Genomic DNA, 11,883 nt, shown 5'->3' with positions numbered 1-11,883 from the left:
CCGGGCGGCCGGGAATGATCTGCGCGGTTCGTCCATTGAAGAGAACATGAGAACTTTCGTCCTCGGTGGGGGCTGCTTCTGGTGCCTCGATGCCGTTTACCAGAAGACCAAGGGTGTCAGCTCGGTCGTTTCGGGTTACACCGGCGGCCATGACCGAAACCCCGACTACTACGCCGTCTGCTCCGGCACCACCGGCCACGCCGAGGTGGTGGCGGTGACCTTCGACGAGGAGATCATCCCCGCGGATGTGGTCCTGGACATGTTCTTCGCCCTGCACGACCCCACCACCCTGAACCGGCAGGGCTACGACGTCGGCACGCAGTACCGGTCCTCGATGTTCTACGAGACGACCGAGGAAAAGATCCTGTTCGAGGAAGCGATCGAGCGGAACCAGGCGCTCTGGTCCGATCCGATCGTGACCGAAGTCAGCCGCCTGCCGGTCTTCCACGTCGCCGAGGATTTCCACCAGGACTACTACGCGAAATATCCCGAGCAGGGCTACTGCCAGGTGATCATCAACCCGAAGCTGGCCAAGGCGAGGAAATATTACTCCGCATGGCTTAATGCTTAGCCGGGCCTTTACGGCTCTCGTTAGGCTGACCTTAGAATTCCTCCTCACAGATAGGCACATATACCCATGGCACGGATCTATGACGATGTAACCCAGCTGGTCGGCGGGACGCCGCTGGTGCGGCTCAACCGGCTGAGCGAGGGCCTGGACGCCACCGTCGCGGTCAAGCTCGAGTTCTACAACCCGGCCAACAGCGTCAAGGACCGGATCGGCGTCGCGATTATCGACGCCGCGGAGAAGTCCGGGGCGCTGAAGCCCGGCGGAACCATCGTCGAGGGCACCTCGGGCAACACCGGGATCGCCCTGGCCATGGTCGGCGCAGCCCGCGGCTACAAGGTCATCCTCACGATGCCGGAGACCATGTCCACAGAGCGCCGTGTCATGCTGCGCGCCTACGGTGCCGAGATTGTCCTCACCCCCGGCTCCGAGGGCATGCGCGGAGCGGTGGAAAAGGCCCAGGAGATCGTCGCTAACACCGAGAACTCCATCTGGGCACAGCAGTTCGCCAACGCGGCCAACCCCGAGGTCCACCGCCGCACCACGGCCGAGGAGGTCTGGGACGACACCGACGGCAAGGTGGATATCTTCGTCGCCGGCGTCGGCACCGGCGGAACCGTCACCGGCGTCGGCCAAGTGCTCAAGGAGCGCAAGCCCGGCGTGCAGATCGTCGCCGTCGAGCCCAAGGACTCCGCCATCCTCAACGGCGGCGCCCCCGGCCCGCACAAGATCCAGGGCCTGGGCGCGAACTTCGTCCCGGAAATCCTCGACACCAACGTCTACGACGAGGTGCTCGACGCGACCCTGGAGGACTCCGTCCGGGTCGCGCGCGACCTGGGTACGAAGGAAGGCATCCTCGGCGGCATCTCCTCCGGAGCGATCGTCTGGGCCGCCCTGGAGCTCGCCAAGCGTCCCGAGAACGCCGGTAAGCTGATTGTTGGCGTCGTCTGCGACTTCGGGGAGCGCTACATCTCCACCGTGCTGTACGACGACATCCGCGGCTAATACCGGCCCCGATTCCAGCTTTTGCAGAAAGGTCTTAGTGAGCTTCTTCGCAAGACTGAAGGAAGACCTCGACGCCGCCCGGTCCCACGACCCGGCGGCGCGGGGTTCTTTTGAGAACTTCTTTGCCTACTCCGGCCTGCACGCCATCTGGGCGCACCGGCTGACGCACCGCATGTGGCAGAACCCGTCGCTGCGTTTTCCGGCACGCCTGATCTCGCAGCTGGCCCGGTTCCTGACCGGGATCGAGATCCATCCCGGCGCCACGATCGGCCGCCGCTTCTTCATCGACCACGGCATGGGCGTGGTGATCGGTGAGACCGCCGAAATCGGCGAGGACGTCATGCTGTACCACGGCGTCACCCTCGGCGGACGCTCGCTGGCCAAGATCAAGCGTCACCCGACGATCGAGGACCGGGTCGTGATCGGCGCCGGCGCCAAGGTCCTGGGCCCGATCACGATCGGCCGGGACAGCGCCATCGGCGCCAACGCCGTCGTGGTCAAGGACGCGCCGGCCGAATCCATCCTCACCGGCGTGCCGGCCACCTGGCGGCACCGCGACGCCCAGCGCGAGACCAAGCCCGCGGTCGACCCGGCCGAGTACCTGATCGAATACCGCATCTAGCCCGCGTTCCAAGCAGAGGCTTTAAACGCAGCGGCCGGCGCCCCGGATTGGGGGCACCGGCCGCTGCGGCTTAACCGGTCCGGGCTAGTGCGTGTCCACCGCGGCGATCTCGGACTTGTCCTCGCCCCAGAGGGTGTGGAACGTGCCTTCGGTGTCGATGCGGCCGTAGGTGTGCGCGCCGAAGAGGTCGCGCTGGCCCTGGATCACGGCGGCCGGGAGGCGCTTGCGGCGCAGCCCGTCGTAGTAGGCCAGCGACGAGGAGAACACCGGCACGGGGATGCCCAGCTGCACGGCGGTGGCGACCACGCGGCGCCAGGCCGGGAGAACCTCGGCGATGGCCTGGGTGAAGGCCGGGGCGAAGAGCAGGTTGGCCGGCTTCTCCTCCGCAGCGTAGGCCTTGGTGATTTCCTTGAGCAGCTCGGCGCGGATGATGCAGCCGCCCCGCCACAGGGAGGCGATCTCGTCCAGCTTCAGGTCCCAGCCGTATTCCGCGGCCGCGGAGGTCAGCATGTCCAGGCCCTGGGCGTAGGAGACGAGCTTGGACGCGTACAGCGCCTGCCGGACATCCTCGACGAAGGTCTCGGGGACCTCGACGGCGGCCTCGCCGCCGGCGAGCAGCTCCTGGGCCAGCTTGCGCTGGCCGGCCTGGGAGGACAGGGCGCGGGCGAAGACGGACTCGGCGATGCCGGAGACCGGCGACCCGAGCTCCAGGGCGGAGATGACCGTCCAGCGGCCGGTGCCCTTCTGACCGGCGGCATCCACGACGACGTCGACGAACGGCTTGCCGGTCCTGGCGTCGACATGGCCGAGGACCTCGGCGGAGATCTCGATCAGGAAGGAGGCCAGCTCCCCCTTGTTCCATTCGGCGAAGATCCTGGACTGCTCGGCCGGCTCGATGCCCGCGCCGGAACGCAGCAGGTCGAAGGCTTCGCCGATGACCTGCATGTCGGCGTATTCAATGCCGTTGTGCACCATCTTGACGAAGTGGCCGGCGCCGTCGGTGCCGATCCAGGCGCAGCAGGGCTGGCCGTCGACGTGGGCGGAGATCTTTTCCAGCAGCGGGCCGAGCGCCTTGTAGGACTCCTTGGATCCGCCGGGCATGATCGAGGGGCCGTTGAGCGCGCCTTCCTCGCCGCCGGAGACGCCGATGCCGACGAAGTGGAGGTCCTTCTTGGCGAGGGCCGCTTCCCGGCGGCGGGTGTCCTCATAGTGCGAGTTGCCGGCGTCGATGATGATGTCGCCGGGCTCCAGGAGGGGTTCGAGCTGCTCGATCACGGAGTCCACCGGCTTGCCGGCCTTGACCATAATCAGCACGCGGCGGGGCTTCTCCAGCGAGTCGACGAGTTCCTGCAGCGTCTCGGTCCGGACGAAGTCGCCGTCCTGGCCGTGCTTCTCGAGGAGCGCGTCGGTCTTCTCAACGGACCGGTTGTGCAGGGCAACGGTGAAGCCGTTCCGGGCCAGGTTGCGGGCCAGGTTGGCCCCCATCACCGCAAGGCCGGTGACACCGATGTGTGCTGACATCAAAACTCCAATTCATTCTGTGCAACGTGTGCAATTCGCTCCGCGCCGGGCGGGAGCACGCTTTTGGAACCAGCGGCTGTCAATAAACCATATGTATTCCCGCGCACTGCGGGAAAGCAGCGCCCACGTGGCGGAATACGGCGCGTCATAAACAGTCTATGATTTCGGCGGCCGCCGCGCCTGCTGCCGCCGGATCAGCGGCCCGCGCCACTATGCTTACGACTATGTCGACCAGCCTCCATCACCGCGCTATCGAGCATCTGGGCGCCCGCATCGTTGCCGGTGAGCTTCCCGCCGGCCACGTCATGCTGGCAGAACACCTGGAGGACGAGCTGAAGGTTTCCCGCTCGGTGGTCCGCGAGGCGGTCCGGGTGCTGCAGTCGCTGGGGCTGGTGGAGACGATCAAGCGGGTCGGCATCCGTGTTCTGCCGGCCAGCCGGTGGAACCCGTTCGATCCGCTCGTGATCCGCTGGCGGCTGGCCGGTGAAGGGCGCGGCGCCCAGCTGCGTTCCCTGGCGGAACTGCGGACCGCCGTCGAGCCGGTCGCGGCCGAGCTCGCGGCCGCGAATGCGCCGGACGAGCTCCGGTCAGACCTGGTGGAGATCTCCCATGCCATGCGCGAAGCCGGCGTGGCCGGTGACGTCCCGCGGTTCCTCGACCTGGACATCCTGTTCCACTCGCTCCTGCTCACCGGTTCCGGCAACGAGATGTTCGCCAACATGGTGGGCCAGGTCGCCGAGACCCTGACCGGCCGCACGGTCCACGGCCTGATGCCGGACCACCCGCGCAGCTCCGCGCTGCAGTGGCACGTGGATGTGGCCGAGTCTATTGCGGCCGGCGACGGCGCCGCCGCCCGGGAGGCTTCCGAGAAGATCATGCGCGAGACCATTGCCGACATGGAACCAAGCTGGAAGGACCAGCCCCGGGTCTTCGTGCCGGTGCAACGCCGTTAGCCGGAATTAGTCAGGGCAATGGCGAAATTCAACCTTTAGGCGTTTCACAATTTCCGGAAATCAGGGTATATTTCTTTCAAGCCTTCCACCGCGGTATCCCCCAATAATCGCGGTGGAAGGCTTTTCCATTGCTAGGCGGCGTCTGCCACGGCATCGCGGAGCCGCCATCCCCCGCCGAGGCCGTCGCGGATGATCTCCATGGTGGTGAGGGCGGATTCCCGGTTGCGGCCCAGCCGGGCCTGGATCTGCCACACCTCCACGTCGACCCGGCTTAGGCCCTTGGGCATCCTGCGTTCAGCCTCCCACCACGGGACCCGTTCAAACCAGCGGACCGGCTCCGCCCCGACAAGCCATTCGCGGCCCCCGCGCACCACCGTAGCAGGGCGCCCGTCCGGGCCGGTCTTCACCATCACATGTTCCATGCCGGTGACAGTACGGGCGGGCACCGACATTCTTCCGCGACTCCTCGAGCGGCGGGGCCGCCGGTGGGCGGGCAACAAAAAACCCCGCTGCGGGAGCCATGGTTAGCGCTCTGCAGCGGGGTTATCGTGGTGGGTCCTACCGGGATCGAACCGATGACATCCACGGTGTAAACGTGGCGCTCTACCAGCTGAGCTAAAGACCCAAAGCGTTGTTTCCGCACTTCAACGCGTCAACCAACGAACAATTACTGTACCGGAAGCGGGCGCCGAAACGCTAATTGGCGCCCGGTCAGAGTTCCGGGAGTTCGGCCGCGAGCCAGGTCAGCGATTCGCTCACGCCGGCCTCCAGCTTGATGGTGGCCAGGTCGTCTCCCCGGGTGGGCCCCCGGTTGATGATCACCACAGCCTTGCCCTGCTTCGCCGCGTGCCGGACGAACCGCAGCCCGCTCATCACGGTCAGGGACGACCCCGCCACCAGCAGGGCCGCAGCCGCGTCGACCATGGCGTACGAGCGCTCCACCCGCTCCTTGGGGACGTTCTCGCCGAAGTAGACAAAGTCCGGTTTGAGGGTGCCGCCGCAGGCCGGGCAGTTCGCGACCACGAAGCCCTCGATCAGCTCCGCGTCATCCACGGCGGCGTCGGCGTCGGGGGCGGTCTCGACGACGCCGGTTGCCAGCGCCTCCGCCAGGAAGCCGGGGTTCAGTTCCTCCAGCACGCCCGCCAGCAGGGAACGGCTGTAGCGGCGGTGGCAGTCCAGGCAGATGACCTGGTCGAAGCGGCCGTGCAGGTCCACTACGTTCACGCTGCCGGCGTCCTCGTGCAGCCGGTCCACGTTCTGGGTGATCAGGCCGGTCAGCAGCCCGCGCTGTTCCAGCCGGGCGGCCGCCGCGTGGCCGTCGTTGGGGTCGGCCCGGCGCATCCGCGACCAGCCGATGTGGTTGCGGGCCCAGTACCGGCGCCGGTTTTCCGCGGCGCCGATGAATTCCTGGTACGTCATGGGGGTCCGCGGTGCCGCTCCGGGCCCGCGGTAGTCCGGGATGCCCGAGTCCGTGCTCAGCCCGGCGCCGGTGAGCAGTGCGAAGCGCTCCCCGGCCAGGACTTCGTGGATGCCGCGCAGGACCTCGAGGTCGTCCTGCGCCAAACGGGCCGCAGGTACCGGCGGCAGGCTCGCGAAGCCGGTCATGCCGACTCCGGGCCGCCGCTGCCGCACCATGCCGCCTCCGCCGTCAGTTTCCCGCGAGGGCCGCCAGGGCGGCACGGTATTCGGCCAGGTCGCGCGCCTGGCCGCGGGGATTGACCACCACGTAGCGGACCGTCCCGGCCGCGTCGATGATGAAGGTCCCGCGGCGGGCCATCCCGGCGTCGGCGTCAAACACACCGTATTGCTCCGCGACGGCGCCGTGCGGCCAGAAGTCCGCCAGCAGGTCGAAGCCGTAGCCTTCCTTCTCCGCGTAGGCCCGCTGGGTGAACTTGCTGTCCACCGAGACGCCCAGCACCACGGCATCGGCGTCGTCGAAGAGCGCCAGGTTGTCGCGGAGTTCGCAGAGCTCGCCCGTGCAGATGCCGGAGAAGGCGAACGGGAAGAACACGAGCACCACGTTGCGGCCCCGCAGTCCAGACAGCCGGACCGGTTCGCCGTACTGGTTGGCCAGTTCGAAGTCGGGAGCCTGCTGGCCGACGGCCGGAACGGCAGGGGCCAGCGCCGGCGCGTCGGTGCCGGGTGGGGTCACTTGTTCTTCCGGGTGACCAGGCGGGTGGCGCTCCAGTCGCGGGAAACGCCGGCGGAGGTGGTGCAGTGCAGCCCCGCGGTGGGCGCCGCTTCCTGGATGTCCGACGGCGAGACGTAGCCGTCACGGCCGTTCTTCGGGGTCAGGACCCACACCACGCCGCCTTCGGTCAGCGAGGTGAGCGAGTCGACGAGGGTGTCCACGAGGTCCCCGTCGCCGTCGCGCCACCAGAGGATCGCGGCGTCCACGACCTCATGGTCCTCCTCATCGAAGAGTTCCGAACCGGTGAGGTCCTCGATGTCGTCACGCAAGTCGAAGTCGACGTCGTCGTCATAACCGAATTCCTGAATCAGATCTCCGTTTTTGAAACCCAATTTTTCCGCCACATTTACCGAAGTGGCGGCGTCGGCCTCGCTCACGTGTTGCTCCTATGCTGTTTGTACGATCCGGGGTGGTGCTCTATGGTCCCAGCGGTGCTAGTGATTTCCATTACTACAAGCCAACACCCTTTGAGCCTTTGCTTCAAGCTGCCGGGCCCGTGATCGGCCATATTCTGCGTCACACAGCCCCGTCCGCGGGCCGGTCGTCGGCCCCGCGTCACAGAACCAGTATGCCCGCGTCTCACGGCCCCGGCCCTGCGCGACAGCTACGCATCCGCGGACGCACACGGCTAGAGTGGCTGGTGACGACCATGACTGCGCGGCCAAACCGACCGCTACAACAGGCAGGCACGGTCGTGATTGGACCTAGCCCGGCGTACAGGACCGGGCTGCTGTTACCGATATGTCGCACACGTCGCGTTCACGCCAGGCAGTCACCCTGCCGGAGCTGAGGGTGCCGGTGAATGCGCTCAAAGAGAGGTTGGACGTGGCTGCAGGAGAAGATACCTCCCATATCCTCAGCGGGTTGACTAACCAGCTGCCTGATCGTGATCCCGAAGAGACCGCCGAATGGCTGGAGTCCCTGGATACCCTGATTCAGGAACAGGGCACCGAGCGTGCCCAGTACATCATGCGGAGCCTGCTTCAGCGGGCGGGCGCCCAAAGCGTAGGCGTGCCGATGGTGACCACCACCGACTACGTAAACACCATCCCCGTGGACCAGGAAGCACCCTTCCCCGGCGATGAGGAGATCGAACGCAAGTACCGCGCCTGGCTGCGCTGGAACGCCGCCGTCATGGTGCACCGCTCCCAGCGCCCCGATATCGGCGTCGGCGGCCACATCTCCACCTACGCCGGCGCGGCGACCCTCTACGAGGTCGGCTTCAACCACTTCTTCCGCGGCAAGGACCACCCGGGCGGCGGTGACCAGGTCTTCTTCCAGGGCCACGCCTCCCCCGGCATGTACGCCCGCGCCTTCCTCGAAGGCCGCCTGAGCGAAGAGGACCTGGACGGCTTCCGGCAGGAGAAGTCCAAGGAGGGCCACGCCCTCTCGAGCTACCCGCACCCGCGCCTGATGCCGGAGTTCTGGGAGTTCCCGACCGTGTCGATGGGCATCGGCCCGATGAACGCCATCTACCAGGCGCAGTCGAACCGCTACCTGCACAACCGCGGGATCAAGGACACCTCGGACCAGCAGGTCTGGGCGTTCCTGGGCGACGGCGAAATGGACGAGCCCGAGTCCCGCGGCCTGCTGCAGCTCGCCGCCAACGACAAGCTGGACAACCTCAACTTCGTGATCAACTGCAACCTGCAGCGCCTCGACGGCCCGGTCCGCGGTAACGGCAAGATCATGCAGGAGCTTGAGGCATTCTTCCGCGGCGCCGGCTGGAACGTCATCAAGGTTGTCTGGGGCCGCGAGTGGGACACCCTGCTGGCCAAGGACGACGACGGCTCGCTCGTGAAAATCATGAACGAGACCGTCGACGGCGACTACCAGACCTACAAGGCCGAATCCGGCGGGTTTGTCCGCGAGCACTTCTTCGGAAAGACCCCGCAGACCAAGGACATGGTCGCGGACATGACGGACCAGGAGATCTGGAACCTCAAGCGCGGCGGCCACGACTACAACAAGGTCTACGCCGCGTACAAGGCCGCCACCGAGTTCAAGGGCAAGCCGACGGTCATCCTGGCCCACACGGTCAAGGGTTACGGCCTGGGCACGCACTTCGAGGGCCGCAACGCGACCCACCAGATGAAGAAGCTGACCCTGGCGGACCTGAAGGCCTTCCGCGACCACCTGCGCATCCCGATCACGGACGAGCAGCTCGAGGCAGACCCGTACCAGCCGCCGTACTACCACCCCGGCGCCGACGCCCCGGAGATCAAGTACCTGATGGAGCGCCGCCAGGCGCTCGGCGGCTTCGTCCCGGAGCGCCGTTCCAAGCACACCGAGGTCACCCTGCCGGGCGACAAGGCTTACGAGGTCGCCAACCGCGGCTCCGGCAAGCAGCTGGCCGCGACCACCATGGCGTTCGTGCGGTTGCTCAAGGACCTGATGCGGGACAAGGACTTCGGTTCCCGGATTGTGCCGATCATCCCCGACGAGGCGCGCACCTTCGGCATCGACGCGTTCTTCCCGACGGCGAAGATCTACAACCCGAACGGCCAGAACTACCTGTCCGTGGACCGCGACCTGGTCCTGGCCTACAAGGAATCGATCGCCGGGCAGATCGTGCACGCCGGCATCAACGAGGCCGGTTCGGTGGCGGCGTTCACCGCCGCCGGTACCTCCTACGCCACGCACGGCGAGCCGCTGATCCCGATCTACGTGTTCTACTCGATGTTCGGTTTCCAGCGCACCGGCGACTCCTTCTGGGCAGCCGCGGACCAGATGACCCGCGGGTTTATCATCGGCGCCACGGCCGGCCGCACCACGCTGACCGGTGAGGGCCTGCAGCACGCTGACGGCCACTCCCCGATCCTCGCCTCAACCAACCCCGCCGTCGTCACCTACGACCCGGCCTACGGGTACGAAATCGGCGTGATCATGCGGGACGGCCTGAACCGGATGTACGGTCCCGACAGCACCGACCGGAACCTGATGTACTACCTGACGGTCTACAACGAGCCGATCGTCCAGCCGGCCGCCCCGGCCGAGCTCGACACCGAGGGCATCATCAAGGGCATCTACCTGCTGGCCCCGGCCAAGATCGACGGCCCCCGCACGCAGATCCTCGCCTCCGGCGTCTCGGTCCCCTGGGCCCTGGAAGCCCAGCGGATCCTCGCCGAGGACTGGGGCGTGTCGGCCGATGTCTGGTCCGTGACCTCCTGGACCGAGCTGCGCCGCGACGCCATGGCCGCCGAAGAAGACGCCTTCCTCAACCCGGGCCAGCCGGCACGCGTCCCGTTCGTGACCGAACAGCTCGCCGGCGCCACCGGACCGATCGTGGCGGTTTCGGACTACATGAAGGCCGTGCCGGACCAGATCCGGCAGTTCGTCCCGAACGAGTTCGCCTCGCTCGGCGCGGACGGCTTCGGCTTCTCGGACACCCGCGCCGCCGCGCGCCGCTTCTTCAAGAACGACACCCACTCGATCGTGGTCCGCTCGCTGCAGATGCTGGCCCGCCGGGGCGAGGTCGATGCCCAGGCTCCGGCCCAGGCGATCGAGAAGTACCGGCTGCTGAACGTCAACGCCGGCACCACCGGCAACGCGGGCGGCGACTCCTAGCCACCCGCGCCGGCCACGGCAGCACCGCAACGACGCCCGACGGCGGTTCCCACCTGGTGGGGGCCGCCGTCGGGCGTTTAACCCCGGCGGAGGCAGCCCCTTGGCGGCCGCGGGTCGTGTGATCTGGCGCAACGCGTCTTGTAGCCTTTGCACAAATGGAGCTTGGGCGGCGTGCCCCGTATGCTCGATGCATGGCAGAGCCCACCACGACCCCCGCCCAACGCAAGCAGCCGGCGCGGGCATTGACTCCAGAGAAGGCCGAGACGCTCAAAAAGCTCCGCGCCAGCGTGGGCCAGCTGTCCACCACCACCCTGCGGCAGCTGGAAAAGTCGCTGCCCTGGTACAGCCGGCTGAACTCCGATGAGCGCTCCGCGCTGGGCATGGTCGCGCAGAACGGCATCGCCGCCTTCGTGACCTGGTTCGAGCGCCCGAGCTCCCCCTCGTGGATCCTGTCCGACGTTTTCGGCACCGCCCCCACCGAGCTGACCCGGTCGATCAGCCTGCAGAAGGCCCTGCAGCTGATCCGGATTGTCGTCGAAGTGGTCGAGGAACAGGTCCCGATCATCGCCCCGGAAGCGGACCAGGCCGGTCTCCGTGAGGCCGTGCTGCGCTACTCCCGCGAGGTCGCCTTCGCCGCGGCCGACGTCTACGCCCGTGCCGCCGAGACCCGCGGTTCCTGGGACACCCGGCTCGAAGCGCTCATCGTCGATGCGATCCTGCGCGGCGAAAACACGGACGCCCTGCGGTCCAGGATCGCCGCGCTGGGCTGGAAGGCGCAGGAGCGCTTCACCGTGATGGTGGGCAATTCCCCCTCCGAACCCAGCGCCAGCTACGTCAGCGAGCTGCGCCGCACCGCCGGCCGCTTCGCCGAGGACGCCCTCGTCGGCATCCAGGGCGACCGGCTCATCCTGATCCTGGGCGGGGTCCAGGACCGGGAGGCGGCCTGCCAGAAACTCAGCGAACTCTTCGCCCCGGGCCCGGTGGTCTACGGCGCCGAGGCCGGGTCCCTGCTGGAGGCCAGCAGTTCCGCCCAGTCCGCGTTCGCCGGGCTCACCGCGGCCCGGGCCTGGCCGTCGGCACCGCGTCCGGTGGCGGCCGACGACCTGCTGCCCGAGCGGGTGATCTCCGGGGACGACGCCGCGCGGCGCTCCCTGGTCAAGAACATTTACCGGCCGCTGCTGGCGGCCTCGAACGGCCTGGTGGAGACGCTCGGGACCTACCTCGAGCTCGGCCATTCGCTCGAAGCCACCGCCCGGGAACTGTTCGTCCACGCCAACACGGTGCGCTACCGGCTCAAGCGCGTCTGCGACGTCACCGGCTGGGATCCGCTGATCCCCCGGGAGGCGTTCGTGCTCCAGGCGGCGCTGGTGGTGGGCCGTCTCTCGACCCCTCCGCGGGCCGCGGCGGAGCGCCCCGCGCCGCGCAACAACTCCTGACCCGTTGTAGACTTCCTACA

Annotated in this window: 11 protein-coding genes and 1 tRNA gene; 6 read left to right on the top strand and 6 right to left on the bottom strand. The window is 67.4% G+C overall.

Annotated features, from left to right (window positions below; genetic code table 11):
• Positions 1 to 46: 46 nt before the first annotated feature.
• The 3 genes from msrA (at position 47) to epsC (ending at position 2,195) form a co-directional block, all read left to right on the top strand.
• A complete protein-coding gene (msrA, locus tag ACTWLI_RS12440; protein WP_445154130.1) occupies positions 47 to 571 on the top strand; it encodes a peptide-methionine (S)-S-oxide reductase MsrA in 525 nt (174 codons plus the stop codon).
• A 66-nt stretch (positions 572 to 637) separates the two neighbouring features.
• Positions 638 to 1,573: a cysteine synthase A gene (gene cysK / locus ACTWLI_RS12435; protein WP_445154129.1), complete on the top strand. Its 936-nt coding sequence runs from the start codon at positions 638 to 640 to the stop codon at positions 1,571 to 1,573.
• Positions 1,574 to 1,610: 37 nt separating this feature from the next.
• Positions 1,611 to 2,195: a serine O-acetyltransferase EpsC gene (epsC, locus tag ACTWLI_RS12430; protein WP_056738318.1), complete on the top strand. Its 585-nt coding sequence runs from the start codon at positions 1,611 to 1,613 to the stop codon at positions 2,193 to 2,195.
• 84 nt (positions 2,196 to 2,279) lie between these two features.
• On the opposite strand, the gene gndA is transcribed toward epsC, so the two are convergent.
• The gene (gndA, locus tag ACTWLI_RS12425; RefSeq protein ID WP_445154128.1) at positions 2,280 to 3,716 is read right to left on the bottom strand and encodes an NADP-dependent phosphogluconate dehydrogenase; all 1,437 of its coding nucleotides are present in this window, start codon (positions 3,714 to 3,716) and stop codon (positions 2,280 to 2,282) included.
• A 224-nt stretch (positions 3,717 to 3,940) separates the two neighbouring features.
• On the opposite strand from gndA, the gene ACTWLI_RS12420 reads away from it, so the two are divergent.
• Positions 3,941 to 4,669: a FadR/GntR family transcriptional regulator gene (locus tag ACTWLI_RS12420; RefSeq protein WP_445154127.1), complete on the top strand. Its 729-nt coding sequence runs from the start codon at positions 3,941 to 3,943 to the stop codon at positions 4,667 to 4,669.
• 131 nt (positions 4,670 to 4,800) lie between these two features.
• Here ACTWLI_RS12420 and ACTWLI_RS12415 read toward each other — a convergent pair whose 3' ends face one another.
• The 5 genes from ACTWLI_RS12415 to ACTWLI_RS12395 all read right to left on the bottom strand — a co-directional run bounded on the left by ACTWLI_RS12415 (position 4,801) and on the right by ACTWLI_RS12395 (position 7,237).
• Positions 4,801 to 5,091 carry a hypothetical protein gene (locus tag ACTWLI_RS12415; RefSeq protein WP_445156179.1) on the bottom strand — a complete coding sequence of 97 codons (291 nt, stop codon included), beginning with the start codon at positions 5,089 to 5,091 and terminating at the stop codon, positions 4,801 to 4,803.
• Between the two features lie 127 nt (positions 5,092 to 5,218).
• Positions 5,219 to 5,294 (bottom strand) — tRNA-Val (locus tag ACTWLI_RS12410).
• 86 nt (positions 5,295 to 5,380) lie between these two features.
• Positions 5,381 to 6,274, bottom strand: coding sequence for an NAD-dependent protein deacetylase (locus tag ACTWLI_RS12405; protein ID WP_445154126.1), 894 nt, complete (start codon positions 6,272 to 6,274; stop codon positions 5,381 to 5,383).
• Between the two features lie 43 nt (positions 6,275 to 6,317).
• Complete coding sequence (locus ACTWLI_RS12400) at positions 6,318 to 6,821, bottom strand: peroxiredoxin (RefSeq protein WP_445154125.1); 504 nt, start codon at positions 6,819 to 6,821, stop codon at positions 6,318 to 6,320.
• The gene (locus tag ACTWLI_RS12395) at positions 6,818 to 7,237 is read right to left on the bottom strand and encodes a DUF3052 domain-containing protein (protein ID WP_056738313.1); all 420 of its coding nucleotides are present in this window, start codon (positions 7,235 to 7,237) and stop codon (positions 6,818 to 6,820) included. Before ACTWLI_RS12395 ends, ACTWLI_RS12400 begins: the two co-directional genes overlap by 4 nt.
• 448 nt (positions 7,238 to 7,685) lie before the next feature.
• Between ACTWLI_RS12395 and aceE the strand changes: the two genes are divergently transcribed.
• Both aceE and ACTWLI_RS12385 read left to right on the top strand, forming a co-directional pair.
• Positions 7,686 to 10,427 carry a pyruvate dehydrogenase (acetyl-transferring), homodimeric type gene (gene aceE / locus ACTWLI_RS12390; protein ID WP_445154124.1) on the top strand — a complete coding sequence of 914 codons (2,742 nt, stop codon included), beginning with the start codon at positions 7,686 to 7,688 and terminating at the stop codon, positions 10,425 to 10,427.
• Positions 10,428 to 10,618: 191 nt separating this feature from the next.
• On the top strand, positions 10,619 to 11,863 hold the full coding sequence (locus tag ACTWLI_RS12385) for a PucR family transcriptional regulator (protein ID WP_445154123.1): 1,245 nt from the start codon (positions 10,619 to 10,621) through the stop codon (positions 11,861 to 11,863).
• Positions 11,864 to 11,883: the final 20 nt, after the last annotated feature.

It is taken from the genome of Arthrobacter sp. Hor0625 (assembly GCF_052567525.1).
This window is presented reverse-complemented; position numbering and strand designations above follow the sequence as displayed.

Bases quoted from the DNA above. Each gene is read 5' to 3' on its own strand.
- ACTWLI_RS12420 (WP_445154127.1), top strand. From the start codon at position 3,941: ATGTCGACCAGCCTCCATCACCGCGCTATCGAGCATCTGGGCGCCCGC.
- cysK (WP_445154129.1), top strand. From the start codon at position 638: ATGGCACGGATCTATGACGATGTAACCCAGCTGGTCGGCGGGACGCCG.
- ACTWLI_RS12405 (WP_445154126.1), bottom strand. From the start codon at position 6,274: ATGACCGGCTTCGCGAGCCTGCCGCCGGTACCTGCGGCCCGTTTGGCG.
- ACTWLI_RS12385 (WP_445154123.1), top strand. From the start codon at position 10,619: ATGGCAGAGCCCACCACGACCCCCGCCCAACGCAAGCAGCCGGCGCGG.
- ACTWLI_RS12415 (WP_445156179.1), bottom strand. From the start codon at position 5,091: ATGGAACATGTGATGGTGAAGACCGGCCCGGACGGGCGCCCTGCTACG.
- gndA (WP_445154128.1), bottom strand. From the start codon at position 3,716: ATGTCAGCACACATCGGTGTCACCGGCCTTGCGGTGATGGGGGCCAAC.
- msrA (WP_445154130.1), top strand. From the start codon at position 47: ATGAGAACTTTCGTCCTCGGTGGGGGCTGCTTCTGGTGCCTCGATGCC.